A 22711-nucleotide genomic window follows, 5' to 3' on the forward strand; every position below is an offset into this window, starting at 1 on the left:
AAGATATCTATTGTTCCTGATAACCTCCTCCCAGCGCTTTATACAGATAAACTACCGATAGCAGTTCATCCAACACCGCATTATTCAGGCTGATCTGGGCATCCAAATAACCACGCTGGGCATCCAACACATCGATATAATTGGTTACTCCGTTTATATATTGCAGTTCTGCCAGTTGCACGTACTTTCTTGAAGCAGCTTCCAGTTTTTCCTGCGAGCGACGGATGTCTTTTGCCATATGGATAGTTACGATTGCATCGTTCACTTCTTTGAAAGCGCCGATCACACTTTTCTGATAGCTGTACACTTCCTGTTCGTAACGAGCTTTTGCAGCCTTCAGTTTTGCTTTGTTCTTACCCATAGCAAAAAGTGGTTGCAGCAGATCGCCTGCCAGAAACCAGGCCGGACTTTTCAGCAGGTCGCCCAGTTCTTCACTTTCCGCTCCTAAGTTACCGGTTAGACTGATCTTAGGGAACAGGTCGGTATAGGCTACTCCTACTTTAGCATTCGCTTCACGTAACTTCAACTCCGCCTGGCGCATATCGGGACGACGTTCAAGTAACGCCGAAGGCAGTCCTACAGGTAGGGCGTCCGGCAAATGCTGTTCACTAAGAGACAAGCCACGGGGGATATATCCCGGATACTCGCCCAACAGGAGAGACAGGTCGCTTTCCTTTATCCGTATCTGACGTTCCAATGACGGGACGAGAGTTTCCGTACGTGCCAATTCTACCAGAGCCTGGTTATAAGAAGTCTCGGAGGTCAAACCGCCGTCATAACGAAGTTTGGCCAGGCGAACACCTTCCCTACGGGCATCGAGGGTTTGCTGAACAATATTCAGACGACGGTCGAGGGCACACAGTTCGTAATAAGCAGCGGCTACTTCGGCGACCAGTGTCAATTGTAAACTACGCTGTGCCTCTACTGATTGCATATAGGCAGCAATACCTGCTTCATTTGCCCAACGAAGATTACCCCATAAATCCAACTCCCACGATAGGGTGAGTTTAGCACCGTATTCAGGATCAGGTTTAGGGTTATCACCACCATAATTCAGCCGTTCTTTCTGACCGTAGATACGTGCACCGATCTCCGGGAACTGGTCGGCAAAAGTGATACGTTTGGCTGCAATCATTTCTTTGATCTTGGCGGCTGCTATCTTCATATCTTTATTATTCTCCAGGGCAGTCGTAATAAGCCGTTGCAAAGTGGTATCGGCATACAGGCTTTCCCAGGGAATATTATCCACGGAAAGACTGTCGGCACCGGCCTCCAGTTCAGTCGGAAGGTTCAACTCCGGACGGGCATATTTCTCTCCTAGCTTACAGGAAGAAAAAGAGAAGGTAACAGCCGACGCAGCAACCATAAAAAAGAGCATCTTCTTTTTAGGTATTATCCGCGCAACACGATCCATCCGCAGCGTTCGTTTAATCTTATAAATCAGAACAAAGAAGAACGGCACCAATACAATACCTACCGTAATGGCAACCAACATACCAAAGAACACCCCTGTACCGATGCTATGGCGTGAAGCTGATCCCGGTCCGCTAGCCAACACCATTGGAAGCATACCTAATACGAATGCCAGGGAAGTCATCAGGATCGGACGGAAACGCATCCGCGCCGCATGGATAGCAGCCTGAACAACGTCTATTCCGGCATCGACCTGTACTTTGGCAAATTCGACGATCAGGATCGCATTCTTCGCCGCCAGCCCGATCAGCGTGACAAGCCCAATCTGGAAATAGACATCGTTATGTAACCCGGTAGCCCAAATTCCCAGATAAGCACCCAAAGCGGCAACCGGCAAAGATAAGATAACAGCGATCGGAACGATCCAGCTTTCATACTGTGCAGCCAGGAACAAGAACACAAAAAGGAATACGAGTGCAAGCACCATGCCTGTCTGTCCGCCGGCCTTCTTTTCCTGATAAGACAGACCACTCCATTCCAAACCTATGTTATCGGGTAAATGTTCGCGGGCAATCCGTTGCATGGCAGCCATGGCTTCACCTGAACTATAGCCGGGGGCAGCCACTGCACTGATGGCAGCTGTCGAGAACATATTGAACTTCTTGATCGTACCCGGTCCGGTCGTATAGCTCGTCGTACCCAAAGCGGTTAGCGGAACCATCGAACCGTTTTGTGCACGGACAAAGAACAGTCCAATATTATCACGGGTGGCGCGATAAGGAGCTTCTGCCTGGATATATACCTTATATATACGGTTGAACATATTGAAGTCATTCACGTAGACGGAGCCCAAATAGGCTTTCATCGTCGAGAAGATATCCGTCAGAGGGATACCCAGGAACTTTGCCCGGTCACGGTCTACGTCAAAGTATAGTTGCGGAATCTCCGGTTGCAGGGCGGAAGATACGCCGGTCAGTTCGGGAGCTTTCGACGCATATAGCATAAATGTATCGGTGGCGCTTACCAAATTTTCCCAACTGGCTTCACCGCGGGCTTCCAACTGCATTTCCAAACCTCCGCTTTCTCCCAGACCGGGTATTACCGGCGGACGATTCAGATAAGCGAGTATCTCCGGATAGTATTCAAATTCTTTACGGGCCACAGCCATCACATCTTCAACCCCCATACCGGAAGACTTACGTTCTTCCCAGGGTTTCAGAATAACGGTAAGCGTGGAGCGGCTTTGCGAAGTTCCCACACGGGTACTGCTTCCCGTCACGTTCTGGACATAGGCGACAGCCGGTTGTTTTTCCAGAAATTCTATCGCCCTGTCAGTTACTTTACGGGTACGCTCCAATGTCGCACCTTCGGGCATAACTAATTCCACCGTAAAAAATCCCTGGTCTTCCTCCGGGATAAAACTGGTAGGAATAATCCGGTTCAGCACAAAGATAAAAACAAGTACCATACCGAATCCGGCCAGAATTCTTTTGGGATTAGTAATCGCACGGGTCAGCAAATGGATATATTTATTATTCCCTTTATGCAGCCATATATTGATCTTCCGGAAGACGAAGTTTTTCTTCCCTACAGTCGGACGTAATATCAAAGCACACATCGCCGGGCTTAATGTCAAAGCAACGACAGTCGACAACAATACGGAAACCACGATCGTAATAGAGAACTGGCGATACAGTTGTCCCGTAATCCCGCTCAGGAAACTCACCGGAACGAACACTGCTGCCAACACCATCGATGTAGCAATCAAAGCTCCCGATAATTCACGCATCGCTTTATGGGTGGCTTCGCGGGCTGTAAGCCGTTCTTCATGCATGATACGTTCCACATTCTCCACTACGACAATCGCATCGTCGACCACAATACCGATCGCCAGGATCAGTCCGAGCAAGGTCAGCATATTCAGGGAGAATCCCATGATAAGCATAAATCCGAATGTCCCGATCAATGATATGGGAACAGCGATAGTCGGGATTAAAGCGGCACGCCAATTCTGTAATGACAGGAATACAACCAGTATAACCAGGAACAAAGCCTCAAACAAGGTTTTATAAACTTCATGGATAGACTGTGATATATATTCGGTCATATCAAAAGGGAACTTATATTCCAGCCCTTCCGGAAAGTTCTGGCTGATCTCTTTCATCGCTTCTTTTACATTCGTTGCCACTTCCAGAGCATTGGCACCCGGTAGCATATAAATACCCAGGATAGCCGCATTCTTTCCGTTTATTCCACTTTCCGTAGAATAAGAAGAGGCTTCCAAAGATATTCTCGCGACATCGCGCAAACGGACAATCGATCCGTCAGGATTGGCACGGACAACGATATCTTCAAATTCTTTTACCGTAGACAGACGTCCGCGGGCAGTGATCGGCAAAGTGATATCCACGTCGATAACCGGCTGTTTACCTAATTCTCCGGCAGCGGATTCACTGTTCTGTTCTTTTAGGGCAGCCTGGATATCTTTTACTGTCAGTCCCATATTAGCCAAACGGTCCGGATATACCCATATCTGCATACCATAGTAACGGCTACCGATATTGGAGACACGTCCCACACCCGGAATACGGCGAAGTACGTCGAGCACATTGATCGTTGCGAAGTTACTCAGATAGATTTCATCAAAACGCGGGTCATCCGAACTCAGGCTTAACGTCATCAACTGGCTGGCCGATTGCTTTTCCACGGTGATACCATTCTGAACAACATCGGAAGGCAGGCGCGATTCAGCCAGCTTCACACGGTTTTGTATTTCCACAGCAGCAAGGTCAGCATCAGCAGAAACATCGAATGTGACTGTTATAGTCAAACCTCCGGAGTTCGTACTGCTGCTCTGCATATAGATCATACCCGGAGTACCATTCAGTTCCTGTTCGATCGGTGTTGCAACAGCCTGCGACACCGTCAAGGCACTGGCTCCCGGATAAGAGGCACTGATCTTCACAACCGGAGGCGTGATCTGAGGATACTGGTCCACCGGTAACATCATCAATCCTATAACCCCGACAATAACGATCAATAAAGATAGTACGGTCGAGAATACGGGACGGTCTATAAAGAATCCCGGCTTCATTCTCCTGCCTCCTCTCTATATGCTTCAATGGCTTTGTCATCCCCTGCCTGAACCGGACGCACCAGCATACCAGGAACTAATTTATGATAGCCTTCGATAACTACTGCTTCATTTTCTCCCAGACCGCGCTCAATAACAATGTTATTTCCGATTTCAGGTCCTGTTTGTACAAAACGCTTTTCCGCTACATTATCACGCCGAATAATATAGATGAAGACACCGCCTTGTTCTATGGAAATAGCTTTCCGGGGAACCACGATTGCTCGTTCACGTACATCTAATAATAGTTTCACGCGGGTGAACTGTCCGGGAAGCAATTTCTGATTCGGATTAGCCAATTCTGCACGTACACCGAAAGTTCCTGTTTGAGGATCTACAATCGGATCGGCAAAGTCGACTACGCCTTTGACCGGATATTCGGAATTATCGGCCAGCGTCACGGTTACAGTCGGCTGCCAGGAACGGGTCGTATCCTGCTCACCGAACTTAATGTTACGGCGTTCGGCACGCAGATAATCCAATGCAGTCATTTTGAAGTCGACCAATACTGTGTCACTTTTTACCACGGCCGCTAATTTGGAGTTAACACCGGGACCAACCAGGGCGCCGACATCGACAAAACGCTCACTGATATATCCGGCAATCGGTGAAGTGACTGTTGTATAACCCAGCTCCAGTTGTGCCTGGTCCAGGTCAGCTCTGCTCATTGCGATATTAGCTTCCGAATCATCCAGGGAAGCTAATGCGTTATCAAGATCCAACTGGCTGGCCGCATGCTGTTCGTACAACGGCTGTAAACGCTCTACATCTCTTTTGGCTTTTGCCGCCTGAGCTTCGTTTTTCTTTAACTGTGCTTTCGCTTTCTCTACGCGTGCCTTATAAAGTGCTGAATTTATTATAAACAAAGGTTCATTTTGTTTCACCTGTTTACCTTCTACAAACAGCATCCTTTCCAGATAACCTTCTACGCGTGCATGTATCTCTACATAACTTGCGGCACGAATACGGCCTACATATTCACCAAAAATTTGCACATCTTCTTTCTGAGGCTTGTCAACTATGACAAGGGGACGCAACGGCTCTTCTTTTTTTCGACATCCTGTTGCCAACATTAAAAGGGCGACTAATACGATACCTCCTTTTACTAATCTTTCTCCTACCATTACTAATATCTATAAATGACATTTAAATTTTCTATTGTTCTATCTCTATATTGTAAGAATGAAATAATCGTACCATTGTTCAATACAATCTGTTAAAAAACGCTATATCCCTAAATACTAACCATATAAATAAACAACCAAATAGAACAACTTCTTTATTAAAAACGGGGTTCGTAGAATTATTCCACAGACAAATGCTACATAATCCACAAAACAAATATAAACCAAATACAAATAATGTATTTATGGATAGTCAGAGTCATCAGCTATAAATGCAAAAAGGAACCAACCTTACGATTGATTCCTTTCATTTGTTTGGAGTTCTTGACTCTAAAACGGCGGCTATCTACTCTCCCACTTTTACGCAGTACCATCGACGTGGTTGGGCTTAACTTCTCTGTTCGGAATGGGAAGAGGTGGATCCCCAACGCTATAACCACCTTAATACCTTTTAAGATGTTTGACCTGGACAACGCTACTCTTTCAGTAACCTTCGCTTTGTTAGTATCTCTACTAACCCTGCTGATATATCAATCCTTCCTTCCGGAAATAGAAAGTCTCGGGCTATTAGTACTACTCGGCTTCGACATTACTGCCCTTACACCTGTAGCCTATCAACGTCGTAGTCTACAACGACCCTCAGGGAGATCTTATCTTGAGGCTGGCTTCGTACTTAGATGCTTTCAGCACTTATCCAATCCAGACTTAGATACCCGGCGGTGCACCTGGCGGTACAACCGGTAAACCAGAGGTCTGTCCAACACGGTCCTCTCGTACTAGTGTCAGAGCCACTCAAATCTCCTACGCCCACGATAGATAGAGACCGAACTGTCTCACGACGTTCTGAACCCAGCTCGCGTGCCACTTTAATGGGCGAACAGCCCAACCCTTGGGACCTTCTCCAGCCCCAGGATGTGACGAGCCGACATCGAGGTGCCAAACCGCTCCGTCGATATGAGCTCTTGGGAGCGATCAGCCTGTTATCCCCGGAGTACCTTTTATCCTTTGAGCGATGGCCCTTCCATGCGGAACCACCGGATCACTATGCTCTAGTTTCCTACCTGATCGAGTTGTATCTCTCCCAGTCAAGCACCCTTATGCCATTACACTCTACGACCGGTTACCAATCGGTCTGAGGGTACCTTTAGAAGCCTCCGTTACTCTTTTGGAGGCGACCACCCCAGTCAAACTACCCACCATACAGTGTCCTCGTTTCCACGAGTTAGAACTCAAACAACCAAAGGGCCGTATTTCAACGGCGACTCCACCGACACTGGCGTGCCTGCTTCGCAGTCTCCGGCCTATCCTACACATTAGTTGCCCAAATTCAATGTAAAGCTATAGTAAAGGTTCACGGGGTCTTTTCGTCCCATCGCGGGTAATCGGCATCTTCACCGATACTACAATTTCACCGAGCTCACGGTTGAGACAGTGTCCAGATCATTACACCATTCGTGCAGGTCGGAACTTACCCGACAAGGAATTTCGCTACCTTAGGACCGTTATAGTTACGGCCGCCGTTTACTGGGGCTTCAATTCAAACCTTCTCTTGCGATGAGCTCTCCTCTTAACCTTCCAGCACCGGGCAGGTGTCAGGCTGTATACTTCATATTTCTATTTCGCACAGCCATGTGTTTTTGTTAAACAGTTGCCTGGACCTATTCTCTGCGCCCCGCCATCGCTGACAGGGACCCTTTATCCCGAAGTTACAGGGTCAATTTGCCTAGTTCCTTAACCGTGAATCACTCGAGCGCCTCAGTATTCTCAACCCAACTACGTGTGTCCGTTTACGGTACGGGTACTCTATAGATATGCTTAGCGGATTTTCTAGGGAGCCTGTTTACATCCATATTGCCTTGTACAAGTACTCGGCATACTCTCAGGTTCGACTCTCACGGCGGATTTGCCTACCGCGATCAACGTCTACACCCTTTAACCAACTATTCCGTCAGTTGGCAGGACTGTCACTTCTCCGTCTCCACATCGCTCTATAAAGTAGTATGGGAATATTAAACCATTCTTCCATCGGAATCGCCGTTCGGCTTATCCTTAGGTCCCGACTTACCCTGATCCGATTAACGTTGATCAGGAAACCTTAGTCTTTCGGCGAGGAAGTTTCTCACTTCCTTTATCGTTACTTATACCTACATTTGCTTTTCCAGCTACTCCAGCAAGGGTTATCCCTCACCTTCAACGCCACTGGAATGCTCCCCTACCATCCATTACTCTGGATCCATAGCTTCGGTAAACAGTTTATGCCCGAGTATTATCCACGCCAAACTCCTCGACTAGTGAGCTGTTACGCACTCTTTAAATGAATGGCTGCTTCCAAGCCAACATCCTAGCTGTCTCTGCAGTCTGACTTCGTTAGTTCAACTTAACTGTTATTTGGGGACCTTAGCTGATGGTCTGGATTCTTCTCCTCTCGGACGCGGACCTTAGCACCCGCGCCCTCACTCCTTATCAATATATAGCACGCATTCGGAGTTTATCTGGACTTGATAGGCGGTGAAGCCCTCGCATCCAATCAGTCGCTCTACCTCATGCTATACTAAATAAAGGCTGCACCTAAATGCATTTCGGGGAGTACGAGCTATCTCCAAGTTTGATTAGCCTTTCACCCCTACCCACAGTTCATCCGAAAGCTTTTCAACGCTTACCGGTTCGGTCCTCCAGTTAGTGTTACCTAACCTTCAACCTGACCATGGGTAGATCACTTGGTTTCGCGTCTACTCCCTCCGACTATGTCGCCCTGTTCAGACTCGCTTTCGCTTCGGCTCCGTATCTGAAATACTTAACCTTGCCGGAGAAAGTAACTCGTAGGTTCATTATGCAAAAGGCACGCCGTCACAACTTACGTTGCTCCGACCGCTTGTAGGCAGACGGGTTCAGGGTCTATTTCACTCCTCTGTTCGAGGTTCTTTTCACCTTTCCCTCACGGTACTGGTTCGCTATCGGTCTCTCGGGAGTATTTAGCCTTACGGGATGGGCCCCGCTAATTCACACAGAATTTCTCGTGCTCCGCGCTACTCAGGATACCACTAGGCTTCGTTAGAAAGTCGTGTACGGGATTTTCACCCTCTACGATCACTTTTTCCAAAGTGTTCCACTTTCCTAAGTTCTTGCCACAGCGTGGTCCTACAACCCCGGTATTGCCTAAACAATACCGGTTTGGGCTCTTCCGCGTTCGCTCGCCACTACTTGCGGAATCATTCTTATTTTCTCCTCCTATGGGTACTTAGATGTTTCAGTTCCCCACGTTCGCCTCCCTTACGGGATGACAGGCCTTCAACCTGCCGGGTTGCCCCATTCGGAAATCTGAGGATCAAAGATTATTTGCATCTCCCCCCAGCTTATCGCAGCTTATCACGTCCTTCGTCGCCTCCGAGAGCCAAGGCATCCACCGTCTGCCCTTGCTTACTTTCTTATTTCCGGTTACCACAGGGGTAAATCGGATTGATATATCTTCAGCTTGCTCTTGTTACTTTATTTTACGTTGTCCATCATGTCAAAGATCTTGTCGTTACTTTACGTTTCTGATGTCTCGGTAACTTTTTGTGGAGAATAACGGATTCGAACCGTTGACCCTCTGCGTGCAAGGCAGATGCTCTAGCCAGCTGAGCTAATCCCCCAAAATTCTCTCTCAGAGATTCTGTAGTCCCAGGCAGAGTTGAACTGCCGACCTCTACATTATCAGTGTAGCGCTCTAACCAACTGAGCTATAGGACTGTCAACTTTGCCTTGGTTTCCCTCAGCATCATTTTTCTCTCTTGCCGACACTTTATTGCCGGTAGATCTATATTTTATACATATTCAACCGTAGTACAAGTTAACTAATACCTCTGAGTCAACTTGATAACGAACTCTGCGCTCCAGAAAGGAGGTGTTCCAGCCGCACCTTCCGGTACGGCTACCTTGTTACGACTTAGCCCCAGTCATCGGTTTTACCCTAGGCCGATCCTTGCGGTTACGGACTTTAGGTACCCCCAACTCCCATGGCTTGACGGGCGGTGTGTACAAGGCCCGGGAACGTATTCACCGCGCCATGGCTGATGCGCGATTACTAGCGAATCCAGCTTCACGAAGTCGGGTTGCAGACTTCGATCCGAACTGAGATGGGGTTTGGAGATTAGCATCCGCTCACACGGTAGCTGCCCTTTGTCCCCACCATTGTAACACGTGTGTCGCCCCGGATGTAAGGGCCGTGCTGATTTGACGTCATCCCCACCTTCCTCACAGCTTACGCTGGCAGTCTCACTAGAGTCCTCAGCATGACCTGTTAGTAACTAGTGATAAGGGTTGCGCTCGTTATGGCACTTAAGCCGACACCTCACGGCACGAGCTGACGACAACCATGCAGCACCTCGCAAATTGCTATTACTAGAGACTCTGTTTCCAGAGCTGTCAATATGCGTTCAAACCCGGGTAAGGTTCCTCGCGTATCATCGAATTAAACCACATGTTCCTCCGCTTGTGCGGGCCCCCGTCAATTCCTTTGAGTTTCACCGTTGCCGGCGTACTCCCCAGGTGGATTACTTAACGCTTTCGCTGTGCCGCTTACTGTGTATCGCAAACAGCTAGTAATCATCGTTTACTGCGTGGACTACCAGGGTATCTAATCCTGTTTGATCCCCACGCTTTCGTGCTTCAGTGTCAGTTATAGTTTAGTAAGCTGCCTTCGCAATCGGAGTTCTGCGTGATATCTATGCATTTCACCGCTACACCACGCATTCCGCCTACCTCAAATATACTCAAGTCAACCAGTTTCAACGGCAATTTTATGGTTGAGCCACAAACTTTCACCGCTGACTTAATTAACCACCTACGCACCCTTTAAACCCAATAAATCCGGATAACGCTCGCATCCTCCGTATTACCGCGGCTGCTGGCACGGAGTTAGCCGATGCTTATTCATATGGTACATACAAAAAGGAACACGTTCCTCACTTTATTCCCATATAAAAGAAGTTTACAAACCATAGATCCTTCATCCTTCACGCGACTTGGCTGGTTCAGGCTCTCGCCCATTGACCAATATTCCTCACTGCTGCCTCCCGTAGGAGTCTGGTCCGTGTCTCAGTACCAGTGTGGGGGACCTTCCTCTCAGAACCCCTATCCATCGTGGACTTGGTGAGCCGTTACCTCACCAACTATCTAATGGAACGCATGCCCATCTATCAGCGATAATTCTTTAACAAATATTTCCATGTGGAACCCCTGTTTTATGCGGTATTAGTCCGACTTTCGCCGGGTTATTCCCCTCTGATAGGTAGGTTGCATACGCGTTACTCACCCGTGCGCCGGTCGCCACCAATGTATTGCTACACCGTGCTGCCCCTCGACTTGCATGTGTTAAGCCTGTCGCTAGCGTTCATCCTGAGCCAGGATCAAACTCTTCGTTGTTTAAATTGTTTTATATCTATGCTCAGAATTCGTATTTATTTTCAAGTTATTGACGGTATTAATTTTTAATACTTGTACTACTTGTTGATATGTAAATCTTTCAAAGAACTCTTGTTGTTACACTCGCTTTATTTTAGCGAACGTGGATGCAAAGATAAGAACTTTTATTCCATACTTCCAAATATTTTAGGAAGTTTTTTCTAAAAGTTTTTTTCATCATGTTTTGCAGTGCCGTTCTCTCTCGAATGCGGGTGCAAAAGTAGTGCTTTACAACATACGCTCCAAACTTTTATGGGATTATTTTTTAAACTAAATCGTTACCGATAGACTATAATTCTGAACGACTGACAATTACAAAAGAAAAAAAAATCTAACAGAGTCTCACCATGCAACTATCCTTAAAATTCAGACGTTATTACCTAACTAAGATCTTTTCAAGGACCTTCCCTATACATTATAATATGGGAATAACGAATTGCAACAACAAAGCCATTTTCTTTTTTGTTTTACTAAAAAACAAAGAGATTATTTTATGACAATAAAAAAAGTAGAAAGTATCATAGCTCCGCCTGCTCCGCCTGCTCCGCATATGGTTGGAGACGGATTCAGAGTTCATAATTTCATACCGCATTTGGAAGAACTAAGCAGGGAACGTATGAATCCTTTCATCCTGTTAGATTATAATGCAAAAATGGAGTTCTCTCCACGTAAAGAGCCGAGAGGAGTCGGAGTACACCCTCACCGCGGGTTTGAGACCGTCACAATCGTATATAAAGGAAAAGTAGCCCATCACGACAGCAGAGGCAACAGCGGCGTGATCGGACCGGGCGATATCCAATGGATGACAGCCGCATCCGGAGTACTTCATAAGGAATATCACGAAGAAAGTTTCAGCCGGAAAGGAGGCGAATTTCACATTGTACAATTATGGATCAATCTTCCCGCCAGGGATAAGAAAGCCGATCCTAAATATCAATCTATCGAAAACAGCCAGATACCTAAAGTCGAATTACCCGATAACACAGGTATGGTGGAAGTTATTGCAGGCAGATATCAGAATACAAACGGAATAGCATCCACTTTTACCCCGATGCATCTGTTCAATGCTAAACTAAACAAAGGTGGAAATGCTGAATTTTCATTTCCGGCAGACTACAATACTGCTATTTTAGTCGTTGAAGGTTCCGTAAAAATCAATAATAATGAATTGGTTCCAACCGACTATTTTGCTTTATTTGAAACTAAAGGAGAAACGTTCACCATCCACGCTGTAAACAAAGCTACTGTTCTTATAATGAGTGGTGAACCGATCAAAGAACCTATTGCAGCATATGGTCCGTTCGTTATGAATAACGTGGCAGAATTAAAACAAGCTTACATTGATTTGGGAGCCGGCAAGTTCGGCAAACTGGACGATTAAACGACAATAATCCTAACGTAAAAGCATTATCAGTTTTGAAACCATAAATATCATATTTATAAGTTTCAGAAACTGGTAATGCTTTACTTTTGACGCCCTATTACAATACATAACAAAAGAAAAACGATCATGAACACGAACAGAATCGTATTGAATGAAACATCTTACTTTGGTCCGGGATCAAGGAGTGTTATCCCTGAAGAAGTAAAAAGGAGAAACCTTAAAAAAGCATTTATCGTAACAGACAATGATCTTGTAAAATTTGGAGTAGTAAAACAGGTTACCGACATATTGGAACAGGCGGCTATCCCCTACACCACTTTTGCAGAAGTAAAACAAAACCCAACTGTTACAAATGTAAAAGCCGGCGTAAAAGCATATGCAGCATCTGCTGCCGATTTCATCATAGCCATAGGAGGCGGTTCCCCGACAGATACGGCAAAAGCAATAGGGATTATTACTAATAACCCTGAATTCTCAAATGTCGTTTCACTGGAAGGTGTAGCCAATACCAAAAACAAATCCGTTCCTATTATAGCTTTGCCAACTACGGCAGGAACAGCAGCAGAAGTAACTATCAACTATGTGATTACCGACGAAGAGAATGTCAAAAAAATGGTCTGTGTAGACCCGAATGATATTCCAGTCCTGGCAATCGTCGATGCAGAGCTGATGAGTTCCATGCCCAAATCGCTCACTGCTGCGACCGGTATGGATGCGCTCACCCATGCTATCGAAGGTTATATAACCAAAGGTTCCTGGGAAATGTCAGATATGTTTGAACTGAAAGCCATTGAAATGATTGCCCGCCATCTTCCCGCAGCCGTTGCCAACGGCCATGATCTTGAAGCGCGTAATGGTATGGCAGTAGCTCAATATATTGCAGGTATGGGATTCAGTAACGTCGGATTAGGAGCCGTACACGGAATGGCTCATCCCCTGGGAGCTTTCTATAACATACCTCATGGAGTTGCCAATGCTTTGTTACTTCCTTATGTGATGGAATATAATATGCCTTCTTCCATTCAGAAATATAAGAAAATAGCACAAGCAATGGGATGCGACATACAAGGAATGAACGATGAAACGGCAGCTATCGCAGCAGTAGAATCCGTCAAACAACTATCCTTGAAAATCGGCATTCCACAGAAACTAAGCGAGATCGGAGTAAAAGAAGAAGACCTGGAACAACTGGCTCAATCAGCTTATGCAGATGTATGTACTCCCGGCAATCCGAGAGACGTTACCGTCGAAGACCTTCTTGCTCTCTACCGGAAAGCCTACATCTAACATAATAGAAAAAATAATAAATTACCGTTCCAATTTAGTTTAGTATGAACAAACACACGGCAGTATTGTTTGAACAGTACGAACGAGCATTATACTAAACTAAATTTTACAATTATGGCAAAAGAAAGTGTTAAGATTCTACAGAAAAAACTAGACGTAGAAAGTTTGTTATCACAGCTTAACGCTGCATTATCAGAAGAATGGTTAGCATACTATCAATATTGGGTAGGCGCTTTGGTTGCAGAAGGTGCTATGCGTGCAAACGTACAGGCTGAATTTGAAGAACATGCCAACGAAGAGTTAGGCCATGCCAAACTATTGGCCGACCGTATCATCGAACTGGAAGGTGTTCCCGTTCTCGATCCGAAACAATGGTTCGAACTGGCCAGATGCAAATATGACGTACCAAATGACTTCGATGTTGTCAGCCTGCTGAACCAGAATGTCGCTTCAGAACGTTGCGCCATTGTCAGATACCAGCAAATTGCCGAATTTACAGATGGCAAAGACTTTACTACCTGCGAAATAGCCAAACATATCCTGGCTATGGAAGAAGAACATGAACAGGATTTGCAGGATTATCTGACTGATATTGCCAGAATGAAAAGTTCTTTCCTGAATAAGTAATACCTGGTCCGGTATAGATTACTTAAAAAAATAAACCCACTCTTTTCTTAGAAAATTGTGGGTTTATTCGATTCCAGCCGGATAAAATAAAGATTTGCCATATTAATATATTTCTGATAATCAAACAGAAGTATATCCAATGAGTTCCATCTCTGCTCGATACTTGCCATCTTTATAGCCGGAGTTTCCGAAACAACTCTGCTTTCTGCCTGTAAAGGAGTAGGAGCAGCTACAGTAGGTCCGACTGGTTCTTCCGGTTCAGATGGTTCTTCTCCCTCACCTTCACTTTCTTCACAAAAATAAATATGATCAAGATAAAGCGTCCGTCCTCCGGGAGCACAGGATAAATTAATCCGGTTAATCTTCCCTTCTGTTTTAATAAGAAGTCCGGCCAAATCTATATCAAGGGCATTCCATGTATGAGGTATTAAATCATAACTATATTCTTTTTCTACAGTATCATTACCAACCGTTATTTTCAGACTCATTCCACTTCCGGGAAATACATTCAGACAAAGACGACCTTTATCGTTCAACTGGACAGATGTTCCCAAAGTGATATTCTGCTTATCGAAATTCTCCAGTTTTATAACTTTATTCCCTTTCACATCTTCCTCTTCTCCTTTTATGGTTAAGTCCATTTCCGGGTCGGTTTGTGGCACTGTTCTAAAATTCAGTTACGAAGATAATTAAAAGCTGACCGAAGTCGGTATATCGGTCTGACGGATTAATTTCTTTTAATCCTTATAAGGATATTGGCTGGCAAAACTGTTTCCGATTGGATGCTTTATTGCCCCATCTGCCGCAAAAGCTGCATGTTACAAATCGTTATCACTTTCCTGTCTATAGAAATAATTCCTTCCTGCTCCATCTCTGCCAATGCACGTGCCAACGAAGGACGGGTCACACCAAATGAATCGGCTATCTCCTGCTGAGTATCGGTCAGATGAATCACCGTAGACCACGCGTCCGGCAGTTTATGAAGCAAATAATCCGCTATCTTATTCTTTATATTCTTCAAAGACAAGAACATAATCTTGTCACTCAGGAAATGGCTCCTGCCGGATATCAGCATCAGGAAGTTTTGAAGAAGCTGCCTGTTCTGCTGCATCCACACGGTAAAATCATCCCGATGGATAAATAAAATCTCTGACGGCTCCATGGCGATGATATTTACCGGCAAATTGTTTTTTGGGGCATATAAAAAAGCGGGGGCTAACAACTGAGCCGCTTCCAATTCTTCAATAACAACGAGTTTACCCGCATCATTCACCATCTGTCCCTGCAAAAGTCCGTTCAACACGATCATCAGATAATTGCATGGCGTTCCCTGCAAAGCTATAATGTCCTTTGGGCGGTAAGATGCGACCCGGTAAGCCGTTGTCTCCAACAAACCGGAAATGTCTGATTCCGGGATATTCCGGAATAATATGGATTTAGAAAGAATTGCTATCATATTCATTTATATATACAGACTTATTCAATTATATATACAGGCAAATATAGGAAAAGATACGGAGGAAACCTTATTCTCCTGCTGATGTAAGTTGTTGCCGACGCTGTCGGCAAAATAATCGACGACGTCGGCAAAGCTTTCGACAGTGTCGGCAATATTGTCGAGGACGTCGGCAACAACTTACATCAGCAGATAAATAAAATGACATAGGAACCGACACATGTTTCCCTCGTATCCAAATGAAAGTATGACCGCGTTTATCAAAGAAATATCCGCGTTTGTAACATTTGGTACAATATAAGAGACCGGCCTGTCCTACTTTTGTTTCGGAATAATATAAACCAATAAATTATAGAATAGTATGGATGCAAAAATGTTTTGTTTTCAGTGTCAGGAAGCTGCGAAAGGTACCGGTTGTACTATCAAGGGTGTCTGCGGGAAGGATGATGAAACGGCCAACCGGATGGACCTGCTTTTATTTGTCACCAAAGGTGTTTCCGTTGTGGCTACCCTGTTACGGAATGCCGGAGTAGAAGTTCCCGCGCATATCAACCGTTTCGTTGTCGATGCGCTCTTTTCTACTATAACAAATGCGAACTTCGATATAGAGAGTATTACCGGCCGGATTGTCTATGGTTTGAAAGTTAGGGAACAGCTAAAAGAAATGGCGGCCGGACACGGCATCGAACTGCCGGTCATCGATGAACTGGTCTGGAAAGGCAACGAAAGTACTTTCGAAGGAAAAGCCCTTACGGTCGGTGTGTTGCGTGAAGCCAATCCCGATATCCGTTCCCTGAAAGAACTCATCATCTACGGCTTAAAGGGAATGGCAGCTTATGTCGAACATGCCGGCAATCTGGGATTCGAGGAAAAGGATTTACATGCTTTCATACAGCATGCCCTTGCCGAAACTCTGCGGAAAGACCTTTCGGCCGAACAATTGACGGCACTCGTTTTGGAAACCGGCAGTTACGGTGTAAAAGCAATGGCGTTACTCGACAAGGCCAATACCAGCAGTTACGGTAATCCGGAGATCACACAGGTAAACATCGGTGTACGCAACAATCCGGCCATTCTGATTAGCGGCCATGACCTGAAAGATATGGAAGAGCTGCTTGCACAAACGGAAGGAACCGGAGTCGATGTATATACGCACAGCGAAATGCTTCCGGCCAACTATTACCCGGCCTTCAAGAAATACAAACATTTTGTCGGTAACTACGGAAATGCCTGGTGGAAACAACGGGAAGAGTTCGAGAGCTTCAACGGACCCATCCTGTTCACGACCAACTGTATCGTTCCGCCACTGGAAGGAGCTTCTTATAAAGACCGTGTGTATACAACCAACTCGACAGGCTTTCCGGGATGGAAACATATTCCGTCAAGGGAAGACGGCAGGACGAAAGACTTCTCGGAAATCATAGCCCATGCCAAACGATGTGATACGCCCAAAGAAATCGAGCACGGACAGATCACCGGAGGATTTGCCCATAACCAGGTTATGGCGTTGGCAGACAAGGTGATCGATGCCGTTAAGAGCGGTGCCATCCGTAAATTCGTCGTGATGGCCGGCTGCGACGGACGAATGAAAAGTCGCAATTACTATACGGAGTTCGCCAGCGAACTGCCTTCCGACTGCGTAATCCTGACGGCCGGCTGTGCCAAATACCGTTACAATAAGCTGCCACTCGGCGACATCGGCGGCATTCCCCGCGTGCTGGATGCCGGACAATGCAACGACAGTTATTCATTAGCCGTCATCGCCATGAAGTTGCAGGAGGCTTTCGGACTGGAAGATATCAACGAACTGCCGATTGTATATAATATTGCGTGGTATGAACAGAAGGCGGTTATCGTCCTGCTGGCGTTGCTGAGCCTGGGCGTTAAGAACATTCACCTGGGACCGACGTTACCGGCATTTCTTTCACCGAACGTGGCGAAGGTACTGGTTGAAAACTTCGGCATCGGAACCATCAGCACCGTAGATGAAGATATAGAAAAGCTAATTCTTGCCTGATATTTTAACTAAACTTTGTATATTCGCAACCAAATGCAATCATTTATGGTTATAACATAAAAAAGGCGAATATATATGGGAAAGTTTTTACAAGAATTTAAACAGTTTGCCATGCGCGGCAACGTCGTTGACATGGCTGTCGGTATCATCATTGGTGGTGCTTTCGGAAAAATCGTATCTTCGGTCGTTGGAGATATTATCATGCCTGCCGTAGGGTTACTGGTGGGTGGAGTCAACTTTACCGATTTGAAAATCGTGCTGAAACAGGCGGTTATGGAAGGCGATAAAGTCATTACGCCTGCCGTCACAATCAATTACGGGAATTTTATACAGGTGACTTTCGACTTTATCATTATCGCGTTTGCTATCTTTATGATGGTAAAGGGGATGAATGCCCTGAATAAAAAGAAAACGGAAGAAGCGCCTGCCGCCCCTCCCGCTCCGCCAGCCGATGTTCAGTTGCTGACTGAAATACGTGACTTACTGAAAGAAAAGAAATAAAGAAAAACCTTATCCGTAAGGTTTCCTGAACAACAAGGAAGCGTGTCAAAACAGAGGTCAGCCTCTTTTTGGCACGCTTCTGTTTTCAGGCACCAATCGCTTCCGTCTCATCCGGTTTCGGGAACAGGCGGGAGCTCAGTGCCTGCAATGCACGCGTTTTATCGGCGGACTTCATCACCAGGGAGACGTTGCTGCTGCTTCCCCCGTAAGAAATCATCCGCACGGGAATATCTTTCAACGCATCTATGATTCTTGCCTCGAAGCCGACATTCTGCCATTCAAGGTCGCCGACTACGCAGACGATTACCATATCCTTTTCGACACTAATCGTTGCATATTTCTCCAGGCTGCCCACTATTTCCTGCAAATGTTCGGGATTGTCGGTCGTCACGGAGATGCCTATGTCGGAAGTCGTCACCATATCGACAGCCGTTTTGTAGCGGGCGAACGTATCGAACACCGTGCTCAGGAACTTATGAGGCGGCAGGATATTCAACGACTTCATTTTGATGAAGACGATATTGTCTTTCGCTGCTACCGCCTTGATCCTGCCCTTCTCCGCTGTATTCGAGATTAATGTTCCGGGAGCATCGGGTTGCAGGGAGTTCAGCAGGCGGACCGGGATATTGCTTTCCTTTGCCGGGCGGATGCAAAAAGGATGGAGAATCTTCGCTCCGAAATAAGCCAGCTTCGCCGCCTCTTCAAAGTTAAGCTGACGGACAGGAGCGGTATGGTTTACCACGCGCGGGTCGTTATTATGCATACCGTCGATATCCGTCCATATCTGTATTTCACTGGCATGGACGGCCGCTCCGATCAGGGAGGCACTGTAATCGCTTCCCCCGCGTTGCAGGTTATCCGTCTCGCCATATGCGTTCCGGCAGATGAAACCCTGAGTAATAAAGATATCCGTGTCCGGGAAGCGGGACAGCAGTGTTCCGAGATGCTCTTCGATGTAGGACATATCCGGCTCACCGTCGGCATTTATCCGCATAAAATCGAGGGCCGGAAGCAATGCCGACTTCATTCCCTGCTCTTGCAGGTAAAGATGCATCATGCCGGTGGAAATCAATTCACCCTGCGCCAGCACCACCTTTTCATCGAAGACGGTAAAAGGAGCACCGGCAAACGCCCATATTTCATTGAAACGTTCCGTTACCAGTTCCAGTGCCTTTTCCTTATAGGCGACAGAGGTATATAAATCCTCGATATGACCGGCATAAGCCTGTTCAAGGCGGGTAATGATTTTATTTGCCTCATCGACCTCCTTGCGATAGAAGCAACGGGTGATGTCGACCAGCGAATTAGTTGTTCCGGCCATCGCCGATAAGACGACAATTTTAGGTTCACCGCCGGATATGATGGATACGACGTTCTTCATCCGTCGGGCCGAGCCGACAGATGTACCGCCAAATTTTAATACTTTCATGATTGTTTACTGTGTTTTCTTACTTATTATCAGACATTAAATGAAACGATAAAGGTACTTCCCTTTCCTATCTCGCTTTCCACACGGATGGTTCCGCCATGAGCTTCGACGAAGTCCTTGCTGATAGCCAGTCCGAGGCCGCTACCCTGCACTTTCGTACCGGGAACGCGGAAGTAACGGTCGAAAATACTCTGATGGTAACGCGGGTCGATGCCCTTGCCGAAATCGCGGACGAATATCTCCACGACTTTGCCTTCCTGGCGGGCACCGATGATGATGCGGCCGTTCTCCGGCGTGTAGTGGATGGCATTCGACAAAAGGTTTGTCAGGACCCAGGCTATCTTTTCGCTGTCGACAAAGAGTTTGGAGATTTTCTCCGGATACTCGACCTCTATATGGCAGCCGAAACGCTCCGCCTGCACACGGTTCGCCTTGATGGCGTAGTCTATCAGTTCGATTGGCTTGGTGATTTTCGGGTTCAGTTGCAGTTTTCCGGTTTCCACCTGCGTCATTTTGAGGAGTTCGCCGGTTATTTCGAGCAGGCGGTCGCTGCTTTCCTTGATGCTTTCGGCAAGCGCTCTCTGTTCGTTGTTCATATCGCCTACCCGCTGGTCTTCCAGGAGTTTGAGACTCATCATGATGGCTGAAATAGGTGTTTTCAGTTCATGGGAGATGGTCGAAATGAAGGTCGTCTTTGCTGAATCCAGTTCCTTGAACTCGGTAATGTTTTTCAGGAGGATAACGTCGCCGACGTATTGGCTGACGTCTTTCTGCCCGTCCGTCAGATGGATGGGAATGTATTGTACCTTGAAATAACTTTCTTTGTTATCAGCATAAATTTTGAGAGGCTCTTTCTTTTCGTCGGGTTGCACCAGTTCGCGCACGAGACGTCGCAGGAGGTCATTCTTCAGCGCCAGTTCGGCGGCAGACTTGCCGATGACATTTTCACGTTTCAGATTGAGGATTGTCAGGGCGACATCGTTGGCGAAAAGTATTTTACGGTTCCCGTCTAACCCGATGATCGGCTCGGTGATGCTGTTGACGATGGCTTCGATGTATTTTTTCCCCTGGATAATATCCGCCAGCGTACTCTTACGGTATTCGGTCAGCCGTTCCGCCATCCGGTTGAAGGAGTTGGCGACGGCGGCGAACTCTTCATATTTCCCGAGGTCGAGGCGCTTCTCGTAATTATGGTTGGCAATCTCCATGATACCGTCCGTCAGCTTGCGGATCGGCGTGTTGATGGATCGGGGGAGGCGGATCAGGAAAGCAAAGGCAATCAGAATGCAGATGATGCCGAGAATGCAAATCCACAGCAAGGCTTCATGTGCCGTATGCTCCGCCACCTGGCTTTTCCGGTAGATGGAGGCCATGTTCAGGCTCATCACCTCGTTCAATGCCATGCGGACACGTTGGATGGAGACGTCGTTCATATCCTTTTTCATGGATTCGTATTGCGTGACCAGATGGGTGGTCGCGACATTCTCGTCCACTTCCGTTATATTCTCCTTTTGCAGGTTCAGGTTCTTTTCGAACTCGGTACGCGCCACCGGGTCGGTCTTGATACGTTCGAGGGCATCCAGCATACGGCGCGAATACAGGAGCGTATTGTAATTATCCGCCAGGATATTCTGCGTATCTGCCGACATGCGGTAGATATTCTGTACCGAAAGACCGCCCAGCAGGACAATCATTGCAAACAGCAGACCTATACCATAGGTGAGCTTCGTTTTAATCTTCAGACTAACAGACTGTAACATATTATGCCAATATTATCAGGTCAATATTCATTTGCGACAAGCTATTCAGCAATTTCCGGTATTGGAAACAAGCACGGAACACGGAAACAAGCGTAAAGGCAGGCTTCCCGATGCAGACGGTCGAAATCTGCTTTTCGCGGCATACTTCGATAATACTGTCGGGGATGCTTTTGGACTGCACTTGTATAATTTCGCCTCCCAGTTCGGCCGCCAGCTTGAAATGATTCGACAGGTAACGCTGGTTTGCCAACGGGATGCGGTCGATACTTTCGCAGGGCATCTGCACGTAGAGGACAAAGAACTTCGTGTTGTAGCGGGTAGCCAGCCGGGCAGCCTTGCGGATGACCTTACGCGGCGTCTTCTCCTGACTGCTGATGCAAGCCAGGAATTTTTCATGCCGGACACCTGTATTGACGGGGACCGCGTTCTCCACCTTCTTCTCGACACGTAGCGCAACCTCTTTCAGGGCAAGTTCGCGCAACTGGAGAATGTTTTCGGACTTGAAGAAGTTGTTCAGCGCCGTCTGAATCTTTTCCGGCTTGTATATTTTTCCGGCTCTCAGGCGTTTCACCAGTTCGTCGGCTGTCAGGTCGATATTCACCACCTCGTCCGCCTGCTCCAGGACACTGTCGGGGATGCGTTCCTTTATCTCGATGCCGGTGATATCCTGCACGTCCTCGTTCAACCCTTCCAGATGCTGGATATTGACGGCAGTAATGACACTGATACCTGCCTCCAAAATGTCCGTAACGTCCTGCCAGCGCTTTTCATTCTTGCTACCTTCGATGTTGGTGTGCGCCAGCTCGTCTACTATCACGACCTCCGGATGGATATTCAGGATAGCCTGCAAATCCATCTCCTCCACTTCTTTCCCCTTATAAAATGACCGGCGACGCGGTATCAAAGGTAAACCTTCGACCAACGCCTCCGTTTCAACCCTGCCGTGTGTTTCCACGTAACCTACCTGCACGTCGATGCCGCTCCGAAGCAATTCGTGCGCCTCCTGCAACATACGGTAGGTTTTCCCCACACCGGCAATCATGCCGATGTATATCTTGAAATTTCCGCGGCGGGATTTTTTCAGCAAATCTAAAAAGTGTTGTACGCTCTGTTCTCTGTCCATGAGTTGCTTGTTTCA

At 46.7% G+C, this 22711-nt stretch carries 12 protein-coding genes, 2 tRNA genes and 3 rRNA genes; 5 read left to right on the top strand and 12 right to left on the bottom strand.

Going from position 1 to position 22711, the window contains the following annotated elements:
* Positions 1-7: 7 nt before the first annotated feature.
* From C825_RS22060 to C825_RS22090, 7 genes are all read right to left on the bottom strand, one after another.
* Positions 8-4507: a multidrug efflux RND transporter permease subunit gene (locus tag C825_RS22060; protein ID WP_007659137.1), complete on the bottom strand. Its 4500-nt coding sequence runs from the start codon at positions 4505-4507 to the stop codon at positions 8-10.
* Positions 4504-5670, bottom strand: coding sequence for an efflux RND transporter periplasmic adaptor subunit (locus tag C825_RS22065; RefSeq protein ID WP_007659138.1), 1167 nt, complete (start codon positions 5668-5670; stop codon positions 4504-4506). Before C825_RS22065 ends, C825_RS22060 begins: the two co-directional genes overlap by 4 nt.
* 333 nt (positions 5671-6003) lie before the next feature.
* Positions 6004-6114: ribosomal RNA gene (rrf, locus tag C825_RS22070) — 5S ribosomal RNA — on the bottom strand.
* Positions 6115-6218: 104 nt separating this feature from the next.
* Positions 6219-9097 (bottom strand): 23S ribosomal RNA (locus C825_RS22075).
* Between the two features lie 131 nt (positions 9098-9228).
* Positions 9229-9302 (bottom strand) — tRNA-Ala (locus tag C825_RS22080).
* A 23-nt stretch (positions 9303-9325) separates the two neighbouring features.
* Positions 9326-9399, bottom strand: a tRNA-Ile gene (locus tag C825_RS22085).
* A 147-nt stretch (positions 9400-9546) separates the two neighbouring features.
* Positions 9547-11073 (bottom strand): 16S ribosomal RNA (locus tag C825_RS22090).
* Together the 16S, 23S and 5S rRNA genes with 2 tRNA genes alongside form the textbook arrangement of a ribosomal RNA operon.
* 532 nt (positions 11074-11605) lie before the next feature.
* Here C825_RS22090 and C825_RS22095 point away from each other — a divergent pair.
* The 3 genes from C825_RS22095 (at position 11606) to C825_RS22105 (ending at position 14410) form a co-directional block, all read left to right on the top strand.
* The gene (locus C825_RS22095) at positions 11606-12493 is read left to right on the top strand and encodes a pirin family protein (RefSeq protein WP_010800198.1); all 888 of its coding nucleotides are present in this window, start codon (positions 11606-11608) and stop codon (positions 12491-12493) included.
* A gap of 129 nt (positions 12494-12622) precedes the next feature.
* A complete protein-coding gene (gene fucO / locus C825_RS22100) occupies positions 12623-13783 on the top strand; it encodes a lactaldehyde reductase (RefSeq protein WP_010800199.1) in 1161 nt (386 codons plus the stop codon).
* A 114-nt stretch (positions 13784-13897) separates the two neighbouring features.
* Positions 13898-14410 carry a ferritin-like domain-containing protein gene (locus C825_RS22105; RefSeq protein WP_007659478.1) on the top strand — a complete coding sequence of 171 codons (513 nt, stop codon included), beginning with the start codon at positions 13898-13900 and terminating at the stop codon, positions 14408-14410.
* Positions 14411-14457: 47 nt separating this feature from the next.
* Here C825_RS22105 and C825_RS22110 read toward each other — a convergent pair whose 3' ends face one another.
* Together C825_RS22110 and C825_RS22115 are read right to left on the bottom strand one after the other, a co-directional pair.
* Positions 14458-15051: a 5'-nucleotidase gene (locus C825_RS22110; protein ID WP_154278471.1), complete on the bottom strand. Its 594-nt coding sequence runs from the start codon at positions 15049-15051 to the stop codon at positions 14458-14460.
* Between the two features lie 146 nt (positions 15052-15197).
* Positions 15198-15866 (bottom strand): Crp/Fnr family transcriptional regulator, encoded by a 669-nt coding sequence (locus C825_RS22115; RefSeq protein ID WP_044215266.1) that lies wholly within the window; start codon positions 15864-15866, stop codon positions 15198-15200.
* 361 nt (positions 15867-16227) lie between these two features.
* Between C825_RS22115 and hcp the strand changes: the two genes are divergently transcribed.
* Positions 16228-17883: a hydroxylamine reductase gene (gene hcp, locus C825_RS22120; RefSeq protein ID WP_010800201.1), complete on the top strand. Its 1656-nt coding sequence runs from the start codon at positions 16228-16230 to the stop codon at positions 17881-17883.
* Between the two features lie 75 nt (positions 17884-17958).
* Positions 17959-18384: a large-conductance mechanosensitive channel protein MscL gene (gene mscL, locus C825_RS22125; RefSeq protein ID WP_007659472.1), complete on the top strand. Its 426-nt coding sequence runs from the start codon at positions 17959-17961 to the stop codon at positions 18382-18384.
* A gap of 85 nt (positions 18385-18469) precedes the next feature.
* Here mscL and C825_RS22130 read toward each other — a convergent pair whose 3' ends face one another.
* From C825_RS22130 to C825_RS22140, 3 genes are read right to left on the bottom strand one after another with little or no spacing between them, the layout of a single operon-like run.
* On the bottom strand, positions 18470-19813 hold the full coding sequence (locus C825_RS22130) for an aspartate kinase (RefSeq protein ID WP_010800202.1): 1344 nt from the start codon (positions 19811-19813) through the stop codon (positions 18470-18472).
* 29 nt (positions 19814-19842) lie between these two features.
* Complete coding sequence (locus C825_RS22135) at positions 19843-21573, bottom strand: HAMP domain-containing histidine kinase (protein ID WP_010800203.1); 1731 nt, start codon at positions 21571-21573, stop codon at positions 19843-19845.
* 1 nt (position 21574) lies between these two features.
* The gene (locus C825_RS22140) at positions 21575-22696 is read right to left on the bottom strand and encodes a sensor histidine kinase (RefSeq protein ID WP_010800204.1); all 1122 of its coding nucleotides are present in this window, start codon (positions 22694-22696) and stop codon (positions 21575-21577) included.
* Positions 22697-22711 lie beyond the last annotated feature (15 nt).

This window comes from Parabacteroides sp. ASF519, from assembly GCF_000364265.2.
GTDB classification, from domain to species: Bacteria; Bacteroidota; Bacteroidia; order Bacteroidales; family Tannerellaceae; genus Parabacteroides; species Parabacteroides goldsteinii.

What these genes read in the sequence shown, in the direction of transcription:
- C825_RS22095 (WP_010800198.1), top strand. Translation starts at nt 11,606, where the DNA reads ATGACAATAAAAAAAGTAGAAAGTATCATAGCTCCGCCTGCTCCGCCT.
- C825_RS22060 (WP_007659137.1), bottom strand. Translation starts at nt 4,507, where the DNA reads ATGAAGCCGGGATTCTTTATAGACCGTCCCGTATTCTCGACCGTACTA.
- C825_RS22140 (WP_010800204.1), bottom strand. Translation starts at nt 22,696, where the DNA reads ATGGACAGAGAACAGAGCGTACAACACTTTTTAGATTTGCTGAAAAAA.
- C825_RS22115 (WP_044215266.1), bottom strand. Translation starts at nt 15,866, where the DNA reads ATGATAGCAATTCTTTCTAAATCCATATTATTCCGGAATATCCCGGAA.
- mscL (WP_007659472.1), top strand. Translation starts at nt 17,959, where the DNA reads ATGGGAAAGTTTTTACAAGAATTTAAACAGTTTGCCATGCGCGGCAAC.
- hcp (WP_010800201.1), top strand. Translation starts at nt 16,228, where the DNA reads ATGGATGCAAAAATGTTTTGTTTTCAGTGTCAGGAAGCTGCGAAAGGT.
- C825_RS22130 (WP_010800202.1), bottom strand. Translation starts at nt 19,813, where the DNA reads ATGAAAGTATTAAAATTTGGCGGTACATCTGTCGGCTCGGCCCGACGG.
- C825_RS22065 (WP_007659138.1), bottom strand. Translation starts at nt 5,670, where the DNA reads ATGGTAGGAGAAAGATTAGTAAAAGGAGGTATCGTATTAGTCGCCCTT.
- C825_RS22110 (WP_154278471.1), bottom strand. Translation starts at nt 15,051, where the DNA reads ATGGACTTAACCATAAAAGGAGAAGAGGAAGATGTGAAAGGGAATAAA.
- C825_RS22105 (WP_007659478.1), top strand. Translation starts at nt 13,898, where the DNA reads ATGGCAAAAGAAAGTGTTAAGATTCTACAGAAAAAACTAGACGTAGAA.
- C825_RS22135 (WP_010800203.1), bottom strand. Translation starts at nt 21,573, where the DNA reads ATGTTACAGTCTGTTAGTCTGAAGATTAAAACGAAGCTCACCTATGGT.
- fucO (WP_010800199.1), top strand. Translation starts at nt 12,623, where the DNA reads ATGAACACGAACAGAATCGTATTGAATGAAACATCTTACTTTGGTCCG.